This window comes from Streptomyces sp. NPDC025651, from assembly GCF_055558735.1.
The window spans coordinates 287026-305948 of the sequence record NZ_JBVHLZ010000007.1 but is presented as its reverse complement, the minus strand read 5'-3'; the positions used below and the strand labels follow the sequence as shown (position 1 = coordinate 305948).

Sequence of the window (18923 nt, the reverse complement as noted above, 5' to 3'; positions counted from 1 at the left end):
GTGGCCCGGTTCGCGCCCCGTACGCGCGGTGGGGCCACAGCGTCGGGTGGGGTCACAGCGTCGAACGCAGCCACTGCTCCACGCTCGCGATGTGCACCGTCGCCCACGACCTGGCCGCCTCCGCGTCGCGGTCGCGCAGCGCGGCCAGGATCGCCCGGTGCTCGTGGAGCGTGCGGCTGACGGCGTCCTCCTGGGTCAGGCCGCGCCAGACGCGGGCCCGGGTGGTGGGGCCGGACAGGCCGTCGAGCAGTGAGCACAGGACGGAGTTTCCCGACGACTGCACGATGCCGCGGTGGAACTCCAGGTCGCAGGCGACCAGCTCCTCCACGGAAGGGTCGGCGCCCAGGGCGTCCAACTGCTGCGTCAGCGTGTCCAGTTCGGCGTCCGTGATGCGGCCGACGGCCATCGCGGTGGCCGCGGGCTCCAGGATGCGGCGCACCGCGAGGAACTCCAGGACCGTGTCGTCGCGGTGGAAGTCGACGACGAAACTCAGGGCCTCCAGGAGGAGTTGGGGGTCCAGGCTGGTCACGTACGTGCCGTCGCCCTGGCGCACGTCGAGGATGCGGATCAGGGAGAGCGCGCGCACCGCCTCGCGCAGGGAGTTGCGCGAAAGGCCCAGTTCGGCGGCGAGTTCGCTCTCCTTGGGCAGCCGGTCGCCGGGGCGCAGCGCGCCTGAGACGATCATGCCCTTGATCTTCTCGATGGCCTCGTCGGTGACAGCCATGGGGACCTCGCCTCACGTGTCAGAAGAGTCGGAAAGACATCGGATGTATCAGGCGATTATGGCCCCTCGTGCGGCCGCCCCGCACGGGAGTACGGGGATTGACCCATTTCTTTGAGGGCTAAGATTTCCCCACGGATCCCGGCGCACCGCCGGATGGTCCGACGGGCGGTCCAAGGAGGGCGGGCGGCACATGGCCGGGAAGAAGGCGCACCAGCCGGACGCGGTGGCGTCGATCATCGAGGACTGGGCGCGCGAGCGGCCCGACCTCGACACCTCGCCCCTGGAGGTCCTGGCCCGGCTGCACCGCACCTTCATCCGGTACAACACCCGGCTCACCTCCGCGATCGAGCGGCACGGCCTCGCGGTCGCCGGGTTCGACGTGCTGACCGCGCTGCGCAGGGCCGGGGCGCCCTACCGCCTCACGGCGGGCCAGCTCGCCGACTCGGGCCTGGTCTCCTCGGCCGGTGTGACGCTGCGCATCGACCGACTGGAGAAGGACGGCCTGATCGTGCGCGAGCGCGACGCGGAGGACCGCCGCGTCGTCTACTCACGGCTCACGGACGCCGGGCTCGCCAAGATCGACGAGGTGTTCGCGGAGCACCTCGACAACGAACGCCGGATGCTCGGCGGGTTGTCCCCCGCCGAGCGGCGTCAGCTGGCGCGGCTGATGTCCAAGCTGGAGCGGTCCATCACGGAGTCCGACGCGCCTCAGGAAGCCGACGACTGAGCCTGCGCCTGAGAGCGGTACATGCGGCGCAGGCGCACCACGCCGAGGTCGTGCTGGTAGAGGTTCTCGCGCTGGTCGGCGTCGGCCGGCATGGCCTCCAGGATCGCCCTGTCCTGTTCGAGGACCTGCCAGTGGCGCTCCTCGATGAGCGTCTTGTAGAGGAAGCGCCAGGTGTCGCGCCGCCAGCCCTGGACGCGGCGGTAGCGCCAGAAGAAGACGCCGGTGCGCGCCTCGTCGACCGGGCAGACCATGCCGACGATCCCGAACGGGCCGCCGGGCCCGGCCGACGGCGGGTAGGGAATGGTCAGGTCGACCCAGTCCACGCCGGTGCGGCACAGCTCGACCCAGTCGAAGTTGACGCCCCGCTGGTCGGTCTTCTCGAAGAAGTAGCCGCGGTCCGTCTCGCGGATGCGGAACTTGGCTGTGGTGTCGCCGTCGTACATCGTGTGCGACTCGTGGTGCAGGAACGCCCCGTGCATCGGGTCGAGGAGATTCTCCACCGCGAACCGCCACGGGCCGTTCCACTCGGCGTAACAGAGGATCGCGTCGACGTCGGGGTCGGTGAGCGGTTCGGGCAGCGTCAGTTCGGCCGGTTCGGGGTGGTGCTCGTCGCCGAAGTAGGCGAGGACCGCGCCGCCGACCTCGCGCACGGGCAGCGACGTGACGAGCTTCCTGCCCTCCAGGTTGCAGCCGGGCAGGCCCGGCACGGACGAGACGGTGCCGTCGGTCTCGACCTCCACGCCGTGGTACCAGCACGCCACCCGGTCGCCCAGGTGCTTGCCGAGCGAGAGGGGCGCGCCGCGGTGCGGACAGCGGTCGGCGAGCATCGACAGGGTGCCGTCCGAGCGGCGGAAGAGCAGCCACCGCTCGCCGAGCGCGGTGACCTTGCGCATCGCGCCGGGGGCGACGAAGGAGGAGGGGACGACCGGATGCCACTGGTTGCGCAGGCCCGTGGCGTAGATGTGGTCGGCGCAGTCGTGCACGGACAGCGTCATCTCAGGCTCCCAGTCGGTTCATCTCGGCGCGGAAGGACTCCTCGGTCCAGGGGGCGCCGTCGGGCGCGTGGACCTGGCGGGCGTTCAACCCGCCGATGACGTCGGCGAGTTCGTGTCCCTCCTTGGTGAAGATCTCTTCGAGCGTGGCGGCCAGCTTGTACTCGTACGGGGTCGGCTCGTGCGTACGGGACTGGTGGGCGTCCAGATACGGCCAGGTGGTGGTCACTACTGCCTCCAGAAGGGGGGATTCACAGGTCGAGGACGAGACGGCGGCCCGAGGCGCAGCGCGAGACGCAGATCATCATCGAGGCGTTCGCGGCCCGCTCCGCCTCGCTGAGCAGGAAGTCGCGGTGGTCGGGCGTGCCGTCGAGCACGCGGGTCTCGCAGGAGCCGCAGATGCCGTCCCTGCAGGAGCTGTCGACGTCGAGACCCGCGGCTTCGGCGGCCGCGAGGACCGAGGTGTCCGCGGCCACGGAGAGCGTCACCCCGGAGCGGCGGCACTCCACGTCGAAGGCCGCGTCGTCCCCGGCGGGCGCGGCGGCGGGCGCCGCGAACCGCTCCACGCGCAGCCGTCCGGCCGGGCAGAGCTCCTCCACGGCGGCCAGCAGGGGCTCGGGTCCGCAGCAGTACACGAGCGCGCCCTCGGGCAGGCCGTCCGCCCCGCCGAGCGCGTCCGCCAGGTCGATGTGCCCTCGCTCGTCCTGCGGTACGAGGGTCAACGCGCCGCCCAGGGAGTCCAGTTCGTCGACGAACGCCATCGAGTCGCGGGTGCGCCCGCCGTACACCAGCCGCCAGGGCGTCCCGCGCCGCGCCGCCTCGCGGGCCATCGCGAGGATCGGGGTGATCCCGATGCCGCCCGCGATGAACACGTACGACGAGGCGTCCTCCAGGGCGAAGTGGTTGCGCGGCTCGGACACCGTGACGGTCTGCCCGGGGCGCAGCCGCGTGTGGACGTACCGCGAACCCCCGCGCGAGGAGGGCTCGTCGAGGACACCGACGCGGTACGTGCCGGTGGACCGCGGGTCCGAGCACAGGCTGTACTGCCGCACCTGCCCGCCCACGTGGACGTCGAGGTGCGCGCCGGGCTCCCAGGCGGGCAGTGGCTTGCCGTCGGGGTGGACGAGCTCGACGGAGAGGACTCCCTCGGCCTCCCAGGTCATGCGGCGCACCTTCAGCGTGAGTTCGCTGTCGTTCATGGTGGTGCCCTCCTCACTGGCCGGGGATGTGGACGGGCGGGGTGAACGGGGTCTTCATCGGTCCCAGGCGGGCCAGGTCGACCTCGACGAGGGTCGGCCCGCCGGAGGCGACGGCCCGGACGATCGCCGGGTGCGCCTCCTCCTCGGCGGTGATCCTGGCGTACGCCAACCCGCAGGCCCGCGCGAGGAGTTCGAAGTCCGGCGTGGCGAGGTCCACGCCCGCGCGGCGCTCGCCGTAGCGGTCCTGCATGTTGCGGAGCACGCCGTAGCCGCCGTCGTTGAAGACGACCAGGGTCAGGCGGGGCCGCTCCTGGGCGAGGGTGAGCAGCTCGCCGAGGTGCACCGCGAGCCCGCCGTCGCCCGCGAGGACCACGGTGGGCGCGCCGGGCCGTGCGAGCGCCGCGCCGATGCCCATGCCGAGGCCCTGCCCGATGCCGCCGCCGCGCGGGAAGACGTTGTCGCGCGGGTCGTACAGCTCAAGGAGCCGGTTGCCCCAGCTGCTGGACGCGATGGTCACGTCGCGGGCGACGACGGCCTCGCGGGGGAGCGCCGCCCGGATCGCCGCGCAGACCGCGGCCTGGGGGCCGATCGCATCGCGCAGGTTCGCCCGCACCTCCTCGCGTACGTCGGTGACGCGCCGGCTCCAGCCCGACTCGGCCCCGGCGCGGCGGGCGTACGGAAGAAGGGCGGTGAGCACATCGGCCGCGTCGCCGCACAGGGCGTGCGCGGCCGGGTACACACGGCCGAGCGCGGCCGGGTCCACGTCGATCTGCACGTGCGTGGACGGCAGCCGCAGGCCGTAGTCGGCGGTCTCGTTGGAGCGGAAGTGCGTGCCGACGCTCACCAGCAGATCGGCGTCCGCGAGCAGCGCGCGGACCGCCGGGGTGGTGGCGAAGTTCCCGATGACCCGCGGGTCGTCCTCGGGCACCGCGCCGCGCCCCGAGTTGGAGGTGAGGAGCCCGGCGCCGGTGGCGTCGAGCAGCGCGGCGAGCTCGGCGCCCGCCCGCGCGGCGCCCCCGCCCGCCCAGAGGAGCGGGCGCCGGGCCGCGGCCAACGCCTCGCCCGCGGAGGCGAGTTCGGTGCCCAGTGGCGCCATGAAGATCGGCCCGGGCAGGTCGATGTCGGCATCGACCTGCGCCGCGTACTGCAGGTCGATCGGCCACTCCACGCTCGCGGGCCCGCCCGGTGAGGCGAGCGCGGCGCGGGCCGCCTCGCGCAGGACCCTGCCCGCCTCCACGGCGTTCGGCACGGTGGCCGCGTACGCCGAGACCGCCCTCAACATGCCGAGCTGGTCCTTGGTCTCGTGGATGAAGCCGCGCCCGCTGCCGAGGTAGCGGCTCTCCACCTGCCCGGTGACGTGCAGCACGGACGTGCCCGCGCTCAGTGCCTCGATCAGCGATCCGGCGGCGTTGCCCGCGCCGGTGCCGGTCGAGGTGAGCGCGCAGCCGAGCGAGCCGCGGGCCCTGCCGTGGGCGTCGGCGGCGCTCACCGCCGTCGCCTCGTGCCGCACGGGCACGAAGCGCAGCTCGCGGTCGACGGCCTCGACGAGCGGCAGGTTGTGCACGCTGACGATCCCGAAGACCGTGTCGATGCCGAGTTCGCGCAGGACGGCGACGAGGAGACCGCCTCCGTTGTCGTGACGCATGAGGGCTCCTCAGAGGATGCCGCGGCCGACTCCGCCGCAGACGTCGATGCTGGTTCCTGTGATGTAGGAGGCGCGCGGCGAGAGCAGCGCGAGGATCGCGTACGCCACCTCGTCGGCCCGCCCGAGCCGCCCGAGCGCGACGCCCCGGTCGGCGGCGAGCTCCGCCTGCCAGTCGTCGTACGAGAGGCCGGATTCCGCGGCGGCGTGCCGGCGCGTCCACTGCCCGGTGTCGATGAGCCCGAGGCAGACCGAGTTGACCCGGATGCCGTCGGAAGCGAGTTCCCGGGCAAGGGACGTGGAGAGGTTGAGGATGCCCGCGCGGGCGGCGCTGGTGGTGATCAGGCGCGGCTCGGGCTGCTTGGCGAGGACCGCGTTGACGTTCACGACGGACGCGGCGGTCGATGCGCGCAGCAGGGGCAGGGCCGCGTGCAGGGGGTGCAGGACGCCCGCGAACTTCAGCTCCAGCTCGTCGCGCCAGTCCTCGGCGCCCGACTCGGCGAAGCCCTTCATCCGGGACTGCCCGGCGTTGTTGACCAGTCCGTCGATGACGCCGTCGCCGCCGAACTCCTCGGCCGCGCGCCGCGTGAACTCCGCTACGGCGCCCGCGTCCCGTACGTCGCACGGCGCGGCGAAGAGGCGGTCGTGCGCGCCGATCCGCCGGAGACGGTCGGCGTCGCGCCCGCAGGTGGCGACGTTCGCGCCCTCGTCGAGCAGGGCGCGGACCGTGGCCAGGCCGACGCCCGAGCTGCCGCCGGTGACCAGATAGGTCCGGTCGGCGAGGCCCAGATCCATGACGGTGTTCTCCCGTGGGTCAGTCGTGGTTCAGTCGTGGGTCAGTTCATGGTGAAGCCGCCGTTGACGGCGATCACTTGTCCGGTGAGGTAGCGGGACTCCTCGGAGAGGAGGAAGGAGGCGAGCCCGACCAGGTCGTCGGGCTGCTGCGGGCGCGAGATGGCCCGGCCCGCCCGGTAGAGGCCGTGCCGTTCGGCGGGCACCGCCTCGGTGGCCTCGCACTCGGTGAGTCCCGGCGCGAGCGCGTTGACGGTGATGCCGCGCTCGCCGAGCTCCCGTGCCATGGCCCGGGTGAGGGCGATCACGGCGCCCTTCGTCGCGATGTAGTGGGCGAGGCGTGGAGAGCCGTAAAGCGCCGCGTCCGAGGCGATGTTGACGATGCGTCCGGTCGGCCCGAACAGCGGGTGCAGGGCCTTGGCGACGAGCCAGGGGCCGCGCGCGTTGACCGTCATCAGCCGGTCCCACGCCGCGACGTCGATGTCCTGGAACTCCTTGCCGCCGACGCCGTTGGCGAGCGCCGCGTTGTTGACGAGGCCGTAGAGGGGGCCCAGGTCCCTTACGAAAAGGCTCAGTTCATCCACCGACGCCGGGTCGGCCACGTCGCAGCGCACGAAGCGGGCGTCGTGCCCCTGTGCCCGCAGCTCCCGTGCCGCCTCCGTGCCGCGTGCCGCGTCCAGCTCGGCGACGACGACCCGGAAGCCGTCGGCGCCCGCCCGGCGGGCCATGGCGAGTCCCAGGCCACGGCCCGCCCCGGTCACGACGACCGTGCGCGGTTCGGACGTTTCAGTCACGGGTGACGCCGTGCATCGGCGAGTACTCGGGGTAGGACGGCACCTGCGGCTTCTGTGTGCCGATGACGACGCAGAACAGGGCGTCGGTGTCGCCCTCGTTCTTCAGGGAGCGGGTCACCCCGGCCGGCACGACGATCATGTCGCGGTAGCCGAGCGTGCGGTACTCGACCTCGTCGGGGCCGCGGTGCACGCCGACCCGGACCTCGCCCTCCAGGACGAAGAAGGCCTCCTCCACGTCGTGGTGGGTGTGGGCGGGGCCCTCGGCGCCGGGCGGAAGCAGCATGTTGGAGAAGGTGAAGCCGCCGGACGGGATGATCCGGCTGTCGCCCTCGTGGTTGCCGGTGGCGCCGGAGCCGACGTAGCGGATCTGGCCGCGGCGGTACTGCGGGCCCGCCTTCTCCTGGAAGGAGAGGGTGTCGAAGTCGGCGACGCGGGACTCCTTGGTGGCGATGAGGGAGTCGGTGTACTGGGCGAGGTCGCCGCCGTTGTCGTACTCGGTGGTGGTGAGGGGCATGTTGTCCGTCCTTGGGTCAGGCAGTGACGTGTGTCAGGCGGTGACGATGTGCAGGTGGGACAGCACCCAGGCGTTGAACCGCCCGGGCTGTTCCTGGTTGGCCAGGTGACCGGCGTCCTTGACGATCACGTAGGCGGTCTTGTGCAGGGCCCCGGCGACGACCTGCGAGGCCTCGACGCCGGTGACCCGGTCCTTGTCGCCGCACAGGACGAGGGCGGGCGCGGTGATCGCGGGGATCTCCGGGCGCAGATCGGCCGAGGCCATCGACTCGGCGGCGTAGCCGTAGCCGGGCAGGCGCACCGCGGCCGCCATGGTCTCGACGACCCGCTCGACGAGTTCGGGCGGCGCGTCGGGTGACACGAGCCGGGGCCCGCGCCGCTCGGCGAACGCCCGGGGCCCGAGCTCGGCCAGCTCGGCGGCGCGCTGCCGCATCCCGGCGGCCTTCCGGGGGTCGGTCCCCGAGCCCGCGCCGGAGTCCGCGACGATCAGCGAGTCGACGAGGCCCGGGTGCCGGACGGCGAGCCGCTGGGCGATCACGCCGCCCCACGAGACGCCGAGCACGTGCGCGGAGGCCCCGTACGAGCGGATCACGTCGGCCGCCGCGTCCGCGAACCCGTCCAGGCCCAACGGGCCTTCGGGGTCGGGGGACTTGGCGTAGCCGGGGGCGTCCCAGGCGACGACCCGTGCGTGCGCGGACAGCCCGGCCAGCTGCGGCGCGAAGGCGGCGGAGGAGGAGCCGATGCCGTGCAGGCACAGGAGCAGTGGCCCTTGGGTTCCGGCCTCCTCCACGTGGACGGCGGCGGTCACAGGATCTGGCCCGTCCGCCCGGCCAGCGCCGCCAGCGAGCGCAGCACCGCGTACGGCACGACCTGGCTGGTCGCCGGGTTGCCGGGGTCGGGCAGATGAGCCGCCTCGAAGCGGTACGCGCCGTGCGCGCCGGACGCCTCGACGACGTGCCGCGTGCGGTGCGCGCCCGGGTCGGCGACGACGCGGACCCGCACGGCGTCCAGGTCGCCGACGGCGAGCGCGACCGACGCCGCCACGTTCGTCGACTTGGGGAACTTCACCGGGACGTCGCGCGCGGTTCCGGACATCACCTCGACGGGGCCGGTGGCCGACCGCATCCGGGCGAGCAACTCCGCGTCCATCCAGGGCTGTTCGAGGGTGGACGGCAGCTTGGTGGTCGTCAGGCGCACCTCGTCGAGCGGGCCGAGCGAGCGCACCGCCTGCAGCAGGTCGAGCCCGCCGACCGCGCCGCCCGTGAAGTAGACCCGGCCGGGCCCCGCCGCGAGGAGCCGCTTGGCCAGCTCCTCGTCGGTGAGGGCGCCGGTGGAGGCCACGAGCAGATCGGTCCCGGAGGCCAGGACGCGCTCGCCCCACTCGCGTACGACGCCCGGCCCCGCCGCCTCCACGATCAGGTCGCAGCGGTCGAGGGCCTCCTCGAAGGAGACCTGCGGCGCGGGCGTGGCGTCGCCCAGCGGGCGGTTGTCGACGACGCACGTCAACTCGGCGCAGGGTACGCCCTGTTGGGCGAGGGCCGTGCCGACGACGCGCCCGATGGCGCCCCAGCCGACGAGCCCCACCCGCCGTGTGCCACTCATGCGTGGACTCCTTCCGGTGAACCGGCCATGTGGATGCGGATCTCCTTCGACGGCGGGCCCGCCGTGCCCCACAGGTCGGACAGCTCGGGGACGCGGCGCCACACCTTGGCGATCCAGCGGTCCTCGACGACCTGCGCGACCTCGGACGTGTACTCGCACACGAGCCCCGTCGGATCGGTGAAGTAGGAGAAGGTGTTGTTGCCGGGCCCGTGCCGCCCGGGTCCCCACTTCGGGACGATCCCGTGGTGACGCAGGCGCCCCAGGCCCCGCATGAAGTGGTCGATCGAACTCATCTCGTACGCCACGTGGTTGAGGGAGACCCACTCGGCCTGGTTGAACGCGACGCAGTGGTGGTCGGCGTTGCAGCGCAGGAAGGCCATCTGGTGCTCGGACCAGTCCGAGACGCGCAGGCCGAGCACGTCGCGGTAGAAGGCGACCGAGGTGTCGATGTCGGGCGTGTTCAGGACGGCGTGCGTGACGCCGACCGGCACCGCGCCGTCCCGGCCGCGCGGCGCCACCGCCCAGGTATCGGCGGAGAGTTCGACGACGCGGCCCTCGTGGTCGGCGAAGCGCAGGCCGTAGCCGCCGCCCACCTGGTCGAGGGGGCCGGGGCCCGTGAGCGGGGTGATGCCGCGCGCCTGGAGGCGCCGCGCCGCCTCGTCCACCTCGGCGGGGGTGCCCACGGCGAAGGAGAGGCGGCCGAGGCCGGTCCGCTCCGAGCGGGTCAGCTGGAGGGCGTGGTGCTCGTCGCCGGTGCCGCGCAGCCAGCTCGCGCTGTGCTCGGCCTCGACGACCTCCAGGCCCCAGGCGTCCTCGTAGAAGTCGGTGGCCTCCGCGAAGGAGGGGGTGAGCAGTTCGACGGAGCGCAGGGCGCGCAGCCGGGCGATCGGGGGATGGGACATCGGTATCGGTACTCCGGTGGTCGGCTCGGCCGGGGCGGGGGTGGGGCGGTTCATTCCGCCCAGGGCAGCGGGGTCTCGGCGGTGCCCCAGTACAGGGACTTCTGGCGCTGGTAGGCGCGGATGCCGTCGCGGCCCTTCTCCCGGCCGAGCCCGCTGTCCTTCATGCCGCCGAAGGGGGTGGAGACGCTGAACTGCTTGTACGTGTTGATCCAGACGGTGCCCGCGTCGATCCGGCGGCCGAGCCGCCACGCGGCCCGGTGGTCGCGCGTCCAGATCCCGCAGGCCAGGCCGTACACCGAGTCGTTGGCCTGTGCGACGAGGTCGTCCTCGTCGTCGAACGGCAGCGCCACGAGGACCGGGCCGAAGATCTCCTCCCGGCAGACGCGGGCGGTGTTCGGCAGCCTGTCGAGCACCGTCGGCAGGTAGTACGCGCCGTCGGTGTACCGCTCGCCCTCGGGCGCGGCCCCGCCGCAGAGCACCCGGGCGCCCTCCGCGCGGGCGAGATCCACGTACGCGGCGACGGAGTCCCGGTGCTCGTGGTGCACGAGCGGGGCCACCTGCGTCGCCGGGTCGGTACCCGGGCCGACCCGCAACGTCCGTACGCGCGCGACCAGTTCACCGACGAAGTCGTCGTACAGCTCGCGCGCCACGAACAGCCGCGAACCCGCGATGCAGGACTGCCCGCTGGAGGAGAACACCCCGAACATCACCCCGGCCAGGGCCTGTTCGACGTCGGCGTCGGCGAGCACGACCGTCGGTGACTTGCCGCCCAGCTCCAGCGAGAGGGGCATGAGCTTCTCGGCGGCGGCGTGCGCGAGGGTGCGTCCCGTCGCGGTGCCCCCGGTGAAGGTGACCTTGCCGACGCGCGGGTGGCGCACGATCGCGTCGCCGACGACGCTGCCGCGTCCGGGCAGGACCGACAACAGGCCTGCGGGCAGGTCGAGTTCGGCCAGGGCGCGGCTGATCAGGCGGCCGAGCGCGAGCGAGACGAGCGGGGTCCAGTCGGCCGGCTTGAGCAGCACCGCGTTGCCGCCCGCGAGGGCGGGGGCGAGCTTCTGCGCGTCGCTGGCGACGGGGGAGTTCCAGGGGTTGATCGCGCCGACGACGCCGATCGGCTCGTACACGCTCATCGTGACGTAGGCACCGCGCGAGGGGGTGATCGCCTCCTCGGCGGTCTCCAGGGCGGCCGCCGTGTAGCGGAAGGTCCCCGCCGCGCTGGCCACCAGGACGCGGGTCTCGGTGAGCGCCTTGCCGGTGTCGGCGGTCTGCAGCGCCGCCAGGTGCTCGGCGTTCTCCTCGATCAACGCGGCGACGCGGTGCAGGAGTTGGGCCCGCTGGTGCGGCAGCAGGTCCCGCCAGCGCGGGTCGGCCGCGGCGCGGGCCGCACCCTCGGCCGCCTCGGCGACCTCCTCGACGGTGACCGCGTGCACGGTGGCGAGCGTCCGGCCCGTGGCCGGGTCGACGGACCGGGCGGCGGCGCCCGCGCCGCGCCGCCACTCGCCCGCGATGAGCGCTTCGTCTGCGGGTGTTCGGGGCATGCGGGTGGCCCTCCTTGCGGAGCGGGGGAGTTGGGGGAGGTGCGACGTGAGACCGTCTTGGTCAAGCGCTAGAAATCTAAGGGCTTAAATATCTGGGGCGCAAGACCCCGCCGTCCATTCTTTCCGCGTTCAAGCTCTTGACGGCTTCCCGTCTGCGAGCGGTACAACTTAAGCGCTTAAAAACTTTGCGCTAACCAGTTCCCGGCGCCGGGTCCAAGGCCGCGCTCCCGCTCCCCCTCACCGCCGCGGAGTACCTGCATGACGCTCAACGCTTCAGACACACCGCCGGATCACCCCCTCCTGGCCACCCGGGCCCACATCGCCGCCCGCTTCGAACGGCTCCCCCTGTGCCGCTGGCACGTCACCGTCCGGCTCGTCGTGGGCGCCGTCACCTTCTTCGAGGCCTTCGACCAGCTCCTCATCGCCTACGCCCTGCCCGAGCTGCGCGACGAATGGCAGCTGTCCACCTCCCGGGCCACGCTCCTGCTGACCGTCGGCTCGATCGGCATGCTGGTCGGCGCTCTGCTCTCCGGGCGGCTCGCCGACCGCATCGGCCGCGTCAAGGTCATCGCGCTGTGCGTGGCGGTCTCCAGCGTCGCCAACCTGGCCCTCGCCGCGTCCCCCTCGCCCGACCTCTTCATGGGCCTGCGCTTCGTCCAGGGCCTGGCCATCGGCGGCGAGGTCCCGGTGGCGGCGACCTTCATCGCGGAGATCACCCGCAGTCACCGGCGCGGCCGCTTCGTGCTCCTCTACGAACTGGTCTTCCCCGCGGGCCTCACCGTCGGCGCGCTCGTCGCGGCGTGGGTGGTGCCTCTCCTCGGCTGGCGCTGGATGTACGCCATCGCCGCGCTGCCCGGCGTGCTCTGCATCCTCGTACAGCGCAAGGTGCCCGAGTCGCCGCGCTGGCTCGCCGACCACGGCAGGACGGAGGAGGCCGCGGCCGTCATGACGGGCATCGAGGCCGAGGTCGAGCGGATCACGGGGAAGCCGCTGCCGCCCGTCGCCGAGGCCCCGCCCGCGAACGCGCACCCGGCCGAGCCCTCGGCCGAACGCCCGGAGGCGTCCGCGAGCGGACCGCGCGGCCTGTTCACCGGCCGCTACCGCCGCCGCACCCTGGTCATCGGCGTCCTCTGGTTCACCGGCTACTTCGTCAACTACGGCATCACGTCCTGGCTGCCGACGATCTACCAGAACCGCTACGACCTGTCCCTGCCGGACGCGCTCCTCTATTCCACCGTCACGTCCTGCGCCGGTCTGCTCGGCTGCCTCGTCGCCGCGCTCACCGTCGACAGGGCCGGCCGCAGGCGGGTCATCACCGGCTGCTCGGGCGGGGCGGCGGCCATGCTGCTCGTGCTCGCGTTCCTCGGCGCCCGCACCCCGGTCGAGGTCCTCGTCTGGACCTCGCTCGCCGCGGTCTTCTTCTTCGGCTCCAACATCTGCCTGTACCTGTACACGCCCGAGCTCTTCCCGACCCGTATGCGGGCGCTCGGCTCCAGCGTGGGCGGGGCCATGAACCGGCTCGGCGTCATCCTCGGCCCGATCGTCGTGGGCGCGGTCCACGCGGGCGGCAGTGTCTCCATGGTGTTCGTGATGCTCGGCGCGGTCGCCGTCGTGGGCGCCGTCGTCGCGGCGCTCGGCGCGGAGGAGACGGCGGGGCGGCGCCTGGAGGAGGTCTCCCCGTGACGCCCGCCCCGACGCGGGCAGCGGTCAGCCGAAGCGTTCGATCCTGATCCGGTCCACCGGCTGGCCGCCCTCCACCAGAAGCCGCGACGCGTGCTCCGCGAAGCCGTTGGAGCCGCAGACGTACGCCTCCCAGCCGCCGTCCGGCCGGCCGTCGGGACCGAGGAACGGCGCCAGGTGGGCGGCGTTCAGGCGGCCCTCGGAACGGGTCAGGACGACGGTGGTCTCGTCCCCGTACTCGTTCGCGTAGATCAGATCCTGTGCCGTGCGCGCCGAGACGACCAGACGCAGCGGCACGTCGAGCCCCGCGGCGCGGTGGTGGCGGATCATCGACATCAGCGGCACCACACCGGACCCCGCCCCGAGCAGCAGCGCGGGCCGGTCGCCGGGCCAGGCGAAGAAGCCGGACAGCGGCCCCCGCACCTCGACCACGTCGCCGACGCGGGCCACGCCGTGCAGATGCCCGGACACCTCGCCGCCCGGCACGTGGTCGAGGGTCAGCTCGATCTCGCCGCTGCCGTCGGGCGCCGAGGCGATCGAGTAGTGCCGCTGGGCGACGTAGCCGTCCTCGGCGGTGAGCCGCAGCATCAGGTGCTGGCCCGGCAGGTGCCCCTGCCACTCGGGCACCTTGAGGCGGAACGTCGACACGGCAGGGGTCTCGCGGCGGACCTCCACGACGGTCGCGCGCTGCCAGGTGGCCGCGGCACGGTTGCTCACCGCGATGCGGCCGGGCACGGCGAAGCGGGTCGGCGGCACGAAGCCGTTGGCCGGGCGCTTCGGGTGCTCCGGGTGCTTCGGGTGCTTCGGGTGCTTCGGGTACGAGGTGTCAGTCACCGGAGTAGCGCTCCTCGGCCCACGGGTCGCCCCGGTGGTGGTAGCCGTTCTGCTCCCAGAAGCCGGGCTCGTCGTGGTCGAGGAGCCGCAGCCCGGCGACCCACTTGGCGCTCTTCCAGAAGTACAGGTGGGGGACGATGAGGCGGGCCGGGCCGCCGTGCTCGGCGGGCAGCGGACCGTCCCCGTACTCCCAGACGATCCACGCCTTGCCGCCGCTCACGTCGGCCAGCGGCAGGTTCGTGGTGTAGCCGGAGTGGGAGTACGCGACGACGTGCGTCGCCTCCGGCAGCGGTCCCGCCGCGGCCAGGAACGAGTCGAGGCTCACGCCGCCGAAGCGCACCCCGAACTTGGACCAGCTCGTCACGCAGTGGATGTCGCCCCGGTACTCGGACGCGGGCAGGGCGTGCGCCTCGTCCCAGGTCCAGGTGCGCGGCGCCGCGACGAGCCCGTCCACGCGGAACGTCCAGTCGGCGGCGGCCAGGTGGGGCGTCACCTCGGCGGACAGGACGGGCCAGCCGTCCCGCGCGTCGTACTGCCCCGGGGGCAGCCGCGGATCGCGGTCCGCGGCACGGGCGCGGCCCGTGAAGCCGCGGGTCGGCTCGAAAGCGGTGTCCGGGCTCATACGACGCTCGTCTCCGGACGCCCGGCCGCCGCGGCGGCCAGGTCCCGCAGCGCCGCCGTCTCGTCCAGCGTGCGCAGCGCGCGGTCGCGCATCAGGACGCGCCCGTCGACGACCGTGTCACGGACGTCGGAAGCGGCGGCGGCGTACGCCAGCGTCGACCACGGGTCGTGGCGGGGCAGCAGGTGCGGGCGGTCCCTGTCGACGACGATCAGGTCCGCACGCTTGCCCGGCTCCAGCGAGCCCAGCTGGTCGCCGAGGCCGAGCGCCCGCGCCGACTCGACGGTCGCCATCCGCACGGCCTGCTCGGCGCCGACCGCCGTGGGGTCGCCGCCCGCCTTGTGCACGAGGGCGGCGATCCTGACCGCGCCGAGCAGGTCGAGGGTGTTGGAGGACACCGCGCCGTCCGTGCCGAGGCCGACCGTGACGCCCGCGTCCAGGAGCTCGGGCACGCGCGCGATGCCGCAGCCCAGCTTCAGGTTCGACACCGGGCAGTGCGTGACCTTCGTGCCCGTACGGGCGATGGCCGCGATCTCGGCGTCCGTGAGGTCGACGGCGTGCGCGAGCAGCGTGTCGGGGCCGAGCACACCGAGCGAGTCGAGCAGCTCGACGGGGCGCATGCCGTGCTGCCCGGTCACGTTCGCGACCTCGGCCGCGTTCTCGGAGGCGTGGATGTGCAGGAGCGCGCCGTGCTCGCGGGCGAGCGCGGCGATCTCGGTGAGCTGCGCGGGGTTCAGGGTGTACGCGGAGTGCGCGCAGACGACCGGACGGGTGCCGGGCGCCGGGGTGTACGCCTTGAGGTGCTCGGCCGCCCAGTCGAGGCGCTCGGCGTAGGGCCTGCCGTCCGGCGGACCCGGCACGTCCATGAACGTCGGCCCGGTCAGCAGGCGCCAGCCCGCCTCGCGGGCCACGTCCTCGGCCGCCTCGTGGAACCAGAACATGTCGAGCGCGGTGGTGACGCCGCCACGCACGGACTCGGCGACGGCGCCCCGCATCGCGGCGGCCACCGTCTCCGGCGAGAGGATCTCGGCCTCGCGCGGGATCACCCGCTCCAGGAAACCCTGCAGCGTGACGTCGTCGGCGATGCCGCGCATCAGGTTCATCGCGAGGTGCGTGTGCGTGTTGATCAGGCCCGGCAGGACGAGGCAGCCCCGGGCGTCGATCTCCTCGGCCGGCTCGTACGCGGTGCGCAGCCGGTCGGCGGGGCCCACCTCGACGACGCGTCCGGCGCGGACGGCCACGGCGCCCTCCGGCACGACGGTGCCCGCGTCGTCGACGGTCAGGACGTCGCCGCCGTGCACAAGGAGGTCTATGGGGCCGCCCCGGTCCTGGGCCGGCAGGTCAGTGGCGTGCATCGGTTCCGTTTCTCCGTGTTCCACGTGGTCGCGGGCGGTCGCCGCGCTGGCTCCGCCCTCGTTCAGCGCTCGGCCGAGGCCAGCAGGCGCAGCGCGTCCAAGGTTATCCGGGCGCCCCGGTCGACCCCTTCGGCGACCACGTCGCGGTGCGGGTCGTAGGCACCGGTCGAAAAGGGGTCCTCCTTGTCGACCAGCTCGTCCGCGTTCGCGCCGTCCACGACGAGGGCGCCGCCCGCCGTCAGGCCGTGCGTCGAGGCGAAGACGTACAGCGCCGAGAGCTCCATCTCGATCGCGGCGATCCCGGCCCGCGTGTACGCATCGCCGGGCAGCGGCAGGAAACCCGGCTGGAACGCGGCCCGCGTCCACACCACGCCCCGGTGGTGCGGGGCGCCGGCCGCCCGCGCCGCGCGCTGCAGGGCGATGACCGCCTCCGGGGCGGAGAACGCCGGGTACTCGGCGGGGATCAGCTGCTGGGTCACGCCGTCGTCGCGCACCGCCGCGTCCGCGATGACCAGGTCGCCGTCGCGGATGCCGGGGCGGATCGCCCCCGCCGTGCCGAGCCGCAGGATCGTGGTGACGCCCGCCTCCGCGAGCTCCTGGAAGAGGAGGATCGCGCCGGGGGCGCCGACGCCGTGCGAGGCGACGACGACCTCGGTGCCCTGCCAGCTGCCGGTGAAGGTGCGGTACTCGCGGTGGTACGACACCTCCTTCGCGTCCGACAGGAGGTCGGCGACGGCGGCCGCGCGGCCCGGGTCGCCGACGACGACCGCGTGCGCGGGCAGGCCGGTGCGGGGGACGCGGGTGATGGGCAGCGCGTCGATCGAGGACGTCATGAAGAGGCTCCTACCAGAGACTTGGGGCGCTTGCGGCGCCTGCCGCGCGCCGTGGACCCGCGGCGCGCCGTGGACAGGAAGAGGGCGACCAGGGTCACCACATAGGGGGCGGCGTCGGTCGCCTGCTGCGGCAGGCCGTTGCCCTGCAGCCGGAAGCCGACCGCCTCCGCGACACCGAAGAGCAGCGCGGCGAGCAGCACGCCGACCGGCAGCGCGCGGCCCAGCATGACCGCGACCACGGCGATCCAGCCGCGCCCCGCCGTCATGTTCTCCGAGAACAACGTGACGTTGCCGAGGGCGAGCTGGGCGCCGGCGAGCCCGCAGAGCAACCCGCTGGCGAGCACCGCAAGGTACTGGTACTTCGCCGGGCTCACGCCGAGCGTCGCCGCCGCGTCCGGCGCCTCGCCGACCCCGCGCAGGCGCAGCCCCCACGGATGGCGCGCGAGGAACACGGCCGCGACGGCCACGGCCGCCCAGGAGACGTACACGAGGGCGGAGTGCCCGGACAGGACGGGGCCGAGGAAGCCGGCGTCGATGCCGGTCAGGCCCGTCAACTCCGGGTCGGAGAAGGTGCCCTGGACGCCGAAGGTGGTCCGCAGAAGGAAGCCGGTCAGGCCGACCGCGAGGAGGTTCAGCGCGACGCCGAGGACGACCGCGTCGCCGCGCAGACTGATGGTGCCCACGGCGAGGATCATCGCGTACGCCGCCGACGCGAGGGCGGCCAGGGCCACGCCGAGCCAGGCGCTGCCGGTGAACCAGCTGCCCGCGACCGCGGCGAAGCAGCCGATCAGCATCATGCCTTCGAGCCCGATGTTGAACACGCCCGCGCGCTCGCAGATCGCGCCGCCGAGCGCGGCGAGCAGGATCGGGGTGAGCGCGAGGAGCGCGGAGTGGAAGAGCGCGGAGTCGACGGACATCAGAGGTCCCCCTTGAGGCTTGCGGTCCTCCTGGCGCGCCGCCAGGTGAACCGGAGGCGTGCGGCCAGGAAGACGATGACGACGGCCTGGAGCACCTGCGTCAGCTCGCGCGGCACCTCCGTGGCCCGCTCCATGGCGAGCCCGCCGACTTCGAGCGCGGCGAAGAACAGCGCCGCGACAGCCGTGCCGACCGGCGCCGCCGCGGCGAGGAGCGCGGCGGTCAGGCCCGTCCAGGTGTGCCCGCCCGCGGTCAGCGACCCGTCGATGAAGCGGTAGGGAAAGCTGAGCACGCCGATCGCGCCGACCAGGCCCGCGACCGCCCCCGACAGGGCCATCAGGCGCAGCGTGAGACGGGGCCTGTCGACCCCCGCGTACGCCGCGAACCGCGGATTGAGGCCCGTCATGCGGATCTCGTAGCCGGTGGCGGTGCGGGCGTCCGCGAACACGAAGGCGCCCGCGGCGACCACGACGAGCACGAGCCCCGCCGTGACGGTGGACGACCCGAAGGCGGGCAGCTCCACGCCGTCCGGCAGGCGCCGGGTCTGCGGCAGGCTGGAGCCCTCCTCCTTGAGCGGGAAGCGCGCGAGGTAGGAGGCGAAGGACATCGCCGGATAGCTCAGCAGCAGACTGCTCACCAACAGCGGTACGCCGAACCGGTTCTGGCACACGGCGGCCGCCGCGGCGTAGAGGGCGCCCGCCAGCGTCCCGGCGAGCAGCGCGGCGAGCACGGCGAGCGGCGCGGGCAGCGGGGCGTGGAGCCCGGTGGCCGCGGCGGCGATCCCGCCGAGCACCAACTGCCCGTCACCGCCGAGGTTCAGGAGCCCCGCCCGCATCGGTATCGCAAGCGCGACGGCGAGCCCGAGGATGCTGGTCCCGGTGGTCAGCGTGGACCCGATCCCGTCGGGCCCGAGCGCCCCGCTGACGACGGAACCGTACGCGCCGATCGGTTCGGCCCCGGTCCCGAGGAGGAAGAGCGCCCCGACGAGCACGGCGGCGACGACGGAGTGCACAGCGGACGACCGGAGCACCCGCGCAACCGGCGACCGCCCCTCGGAGAGAGTCTCAACGGCCATGTCAGGGGGCCTCCTTGCCGGAACCGGATCGAGGGGCCCGCCGTGCGGGCGGACCAGCGGGACCACCACAGGACCCGGCCCCGCGACCGCTCGCCTCGGCCGCGGGGGAGACGGGAGCCCCTGCCGCGGGGGAGACGGGAGCCCCTGCCGCGGGGGACACGGGAGCCCCTGCCACGTCGGGCCCTCG

The 18923-nt window shown here is 73.6% G+C and carries 20 protein-coding genes; 2 read left to right on the top strand and 18 right to left on the bottom strand.

Features of this window, described 5'->3' with window-relative positions:
- Nucleotides 1–52 precede the first annotated feature (52 nt).
- A complete protein-coding gene (locus tag ACZ4D5_RS25495) occupies nt 53–724 on the bottom strand; it encodes a FadR/GntR family transcriptional regulator (RefSeq protein WP_467774704.1) in 672 nt (223 codons plus the stop codon).
- Between the two features lie 190 nt (nt 725–914).
- Between ACZ4D5_RS25495 and ACZ4D5_RS25490 the strand changes: the two genes are divergently transcribed.
- Nucleotides 915–1451 (top strand): MarR family winged helix-turn-helix transcriptional regulator, encoded by a 537-nt coding sequence (locus ACZ4D5_RS25490; RefSeq protein WP_467774703.1) that lies wholly within the window; start codon nt 915–917, stop codon nt 1449–1451.
- Here ACZ4D5_RS25490 and ACZ4D5_RS25485 read toward each other — a convergent pair.
- The 11 genes from ACZ4D5_RS25485 to ACZ4D5_RS25435 are packed head-to-tail and all read right to left on the bottom strand — an operon-like array spanning nt 1433 to nt 11425.
- Nucleotides 1433–2446 (bottom strand): Rieske 2Fe-2S domain-containing protein, encoded by a 1014-nt coding sequence (locus tag ACZ4D5_RS25485; protein ID WP_467774702.1) that lies wholly within the window; start codon nt 2444–2446, stop codon nt 1433–1435. The two genes, ACZ4D5_RS25490 and ACZ4D5_RS25485, sit on opposite strands and share 19 nt — an antisense overlap.
- Before the next feature lies 1 nt (nt 2447).
- Entirely contained in the window at nt 2448–2672 is a 225-nt protein-coding gene (locus ACZ4D5_RS25480) for a recombinase-like helix-turn-helix domain-containing protein (RefSeq protein ID WP_467774701.1), read from the bottom strand.
- Nucleotides 2673–2694: 22 nt separating this feature from the next.
- Nucleotides 2695–3642 (bottom strand): PDR/VanB family oxidoreductase, encoded by a 948-nt coding sequence (locus ACZ4D5_RS25475; protein WP_467774700.1) that lies wholly within the window; start codon nt 3640–3642, stop codon nt 2695–2697.
- Between the two features lie 13 nt (nt 3643–3655).
- The gene (locus ACZ4D5_RS25470) at nt 3656–5287 is read right to left on the bottom strand and encodes a thiamine pyrophosphate-binding protein (protein WP_467774699.1); all 1632 of its coding nucleotides are present in this window, start codon (nt 5285–5287) and stop codon (nt 3656–3658) included.
- Nucleotides 5288–5296: 9 nt separating this feature from the next.
- Nucleotides 5297–6079: an SDR family oxidoreductase gene (locus ACZ4D5_RS25465; protein WP_467774698.1), complete on the bottom strand. Its 783-nt coding sequence runs from the start codon at nt 6077–6079 to the stop codon at nt 5297–5299.
- 41 nt (nt 6080–6120) lie between these two features.
- Nucleotides 6121–6870, bottom strand: coding sequence for an SDR family oxidoreductase (locus ACZ4D5_RS25460; protein WP_467774697.1), 750 nt, complete (start codon nt 6868–6870; stop codon nt 6121–6123).
- Nucleotides 6863–7384 carry a cupin domain-containing protein gene (locus ACZ4D5_RS25455; protein ID WP_467774696.1) on the bottom strand — a complete coding sequence of 174 codons (522 nt, stop codon included), beginning with the start codon at nt 7382–7384 and terminating at the stop codon, nt 6863–6865. The genes ACZ4D5_RS25460 and ACZ4D5_RS25455 overlap by 8 nt, the downstream gene beginning before the upstream one ends.
- 33 nt (nt 7385–7417) lie before the next feature.
- Entirely contained in the window at nt 7418–8191 is a 774-nt protein-coding gene (locus ACZ4D5_RS25450) for an alpha/beta fold hydrolase (RefSeq protein ID WP_467774695.1), read from the bottom strand.
- The gene (locus ACZ4D5_RS25445) at nt 8188–8985 is read right to left on the bottom strand and encodes an aspartate dehydrogenase domain-containing protein (protein ID WP_467774694.1); all 798 of its coding nucleotides are present in this window, start codon (nt 8983–8985) and stop codon (nt 8188–8190) included. Before ACZ4D5_RS25445 ends, ACZ4D5_RS25450 begins: the two co-directional genes overlap by 4 nt.
- Nucleotides 8982–9887: a VOC family protein gene (locus ACZ4D5_RS25440; RefSeq protein WP_467774891.1), complete on the bottom strand. Its 906-nt coding sequence runs from the start codon at nt 9885–9887 to the stop codon at nt 8982–8984. Before ACZ4D5_RS25440 ends, ACZ4D5_RS25445 begins: the two co-directional genes overlap by 4 nt.
- A gap of 50 nt (nt 9888–9937) precedes the next feature.
- Complete coding sequence (locus ACZ4D5_RS25435; RefSeq protein ID WP_467774693.1) at nt 9938–11425, bottom strand: aldehyde dehydrogenase family protein; 1488 nt, start codon at nt 11423–11425, stop codon at nt 9938–9940.
- Between the two features lie 258 nt (nt 11426–11683).
- Here ACZ4D5_RS25435 and ACZ4D5_RS25430 point away from each other — a divergent pair, with 258 nt between their 5' ends.
- Nucleotides 11684–13108, top strand: coding sequence for an MFS transporter (locus tag ACZ4D5_RS25430; protein WP_467774692.1), 1425 nt, complete (start codon nt 11684–11686; stop codon nt 13106–13108).
- Nucleotides 13109–13132: 24 nt separating this feature from the next.
- Here ACZ4D5_RS25430 and ACZ4D5_RS25425 read toward each other — a convergent pair whose 3' ends face one another.
- From ACZ4D5_RS25425 to ACZ4D5_RS25400, 6 genes are all read right to left on the bottom strand, one after another.
- Complete coding sequence (locus ACZ4D5_RS25425) at nt 13133–13861, bottom strand: ferredoxin reductase (RefSeq protein ID WP_467774890.1); 729 nt, start codon at nt 13859–13861, stop codon at nt 13133–13135.
- A 70-nt stretch (nt 13862–13931) separates the two neighbouring features.
- On the bottom strand, nt 13932–14561 hold the full coding sequence (locus ACZ4D5_RS25420; RefSeq protein WP_467774691.1) for a sulfite oxidase-like oxidoreductase: 630 nt from the start codon (nt 14559–14561) through the stop codon (nt 13932–13934).
- Entirely contained in the window at nt 14558–15913 is a 1356-nt protein-coding gene (locus ACZ4D5_RS25415) for an amidohydrolase (protein ID WP_467774690.1), read from the bottom strand. Before ACZ4D5_RS25415 ends, ACZ4D5_RS25420 begins: the two co-directional genes overlap by 4 nt.
- Nucleotides 15914–15975: 62 nt before the next feature.
- The gene (locus ACZ4D5_RS25410) at nt 15976–16746 is read right to left on the bottom strand and encodes a nucleoside phosphorylase (RefSeq protein ID WP_467774689.1); all 771 of its coding nucleotides are present in this window, start codon (nt 16744–16746) and stop codon (nt 15976–15978) included.
- The gene (locus ACZ4D5_RS25405; RefSeq protein WP_467774688.1) at nt 16743–17663 is read right to left on the bottom strand and encodes an ABC transporter permease; all 921 of its coding nucleotides are present in this window, start codon (nt 17661–17663) and stop codon (nt 16743–16745) included. Before ACZ4D5_RS25405 ends, ACZ4D5_RS25410 begins: the two co-directional genes overlap by 4 nt.
- The gene (locus ACZ4D5_RS25400; RefSeq protein WP_467774687.1) at nt 17663–18736 is read right to left on the bottom strand and encodes an ABC transporter permease; all 1074 of its coding nucleotides are present in this window, start codon (nt 18734–18736) and stop codon (nt 17663–17665) included. The genes ACZ4D5_RS25405 and ACZ4D5_RS25400 overlap by 1 nt, the downstream gene beginning before the upstream one ends.
- Nucleotides 18737–18923: the final 187 nt, after the last annotated feature.

Excerpts from the sequence above, each read along its gene's own strand:
- ACZ4D5_RS25495 (WP_467774704.1), bottom strand. The coding sequence starts at position 724 with ATGGCTGTCACCGACGAGGCCATCGAGAAGATCAAGGGCATGATCGTC.
- ACZ4D5_RS25410 (WP_467774689.1), bottom strand. The coding sequence starts at position 16,746 with ATGACGTCCTCGATCGACGCGCTGCCCATCACCCGCGTCCCCCGCACC.
- ACZ4D5_RS25475 (WP_467774700.1), bottom strand. The coding sequence starts at position 3,642 with ATGAACGACAGCGAACTCACGCTGAAGGTGCGCCGCATGACCTGGGAG.
- ACZ4D5_RS25400 (WP_467774687.1), bottom strand. The coding sequence starts at position 18,736 with ATGGCCGTTGAGACTCTCTCCGAGGGGCGGTCGCCGGTTGCGCGGGTG.
- ACZ4D5_RS25405 (WP_467774688.1), bottom strand. The coding sequence starts at position 17,663 with ATGTCCGTCGACTCCGCGCTCTTCCACTCCGCGCTCCTCGCGCTCACC.
- ACZ4D5_RS25420 (WP_467774691.1), bottom strand. The coding sequence starts at position 14,561 with ATGAGCCCGGACACCGCTTTCGAGCCGACCCGCGGCTTCACGGGCCGC.
- ACZ4D5_RS25430 (WP_467774692.1), top strand. The coding sequence starts at position 11,684 with ATGACGCTCAACGCTTCAGACACACCGCCGGATCACCCCCTCCTGGCC.
- ACZ4D5_RS25485 (WP_467774702.1), bottom strand. The coding sequence starts at position 2,446 with ATGACGCTGTCCGTGCACGACTGCGCCGACCACATCTACGCCACGGGC.
- ACZ4D5_RS25415 (WP_467774690.1), bottom strand. The coding sequence starts at position 15,913 with ATGCACGCCACTGACCTGCCGGCCCAGGACCGGGGCGGCCCCATAGAC.
- ACZ4D5_RS25470 (WP_467774699.1), bottom strand. The coding sequence starts at position 5,287 with ATGCGTCACGACAACGGAGGCGGTCTCCTCGTCGCCGTCCTGCGCGAA.
- ACZ4D5_RS25455 (WP_467774696.1), bottom strand. The coding sequence starts at position 7,384 with ATGCCCCTCACCACCACCGAGTACGACAACGGCGGCGACCTCGCCCAG.
- ACZ4D5_RS25465 (WP_467774698.1), bottom strand. The coding sequence starts at position 6,079 with ATGGATCTGGGCCTCGCCGACCGGACCTATCTGGTCACCGGCGGCAGC.
- ACZ4D5_RS25445 (WP_467774694.1), bottom strand. The coding sequence starts at position 8,985 with ATGAGTGGCACACGGCGGGTGGGGCTCGTCGGCTGGGGCGCCATCGGG.
- ACZ4D5_RS25440 (WP_467774891.1), bottom strand. The coding sequence starts at position 9,887 with ATGTCCCATCCCCCGATCGCCCGGCTGCGCGCCCTGCGCTCCGTCGAA.
- ACZ4D5_RS25490 (WP_467774703.1), top strand. The coding sequence starts at position 915 with ATGGCCGGGAAGAAGGCGCACCAGCCGGACGCGGTGGCGTCGATCATC.
- ACZ4D5_RS25435 (WP_467774693.1), bottom strand. The coding sequence starts at position 11,425 with ATGCCCCGAACACCCGCAGACGAAGCGCTCATCGCGGGCGAGTGGCGG.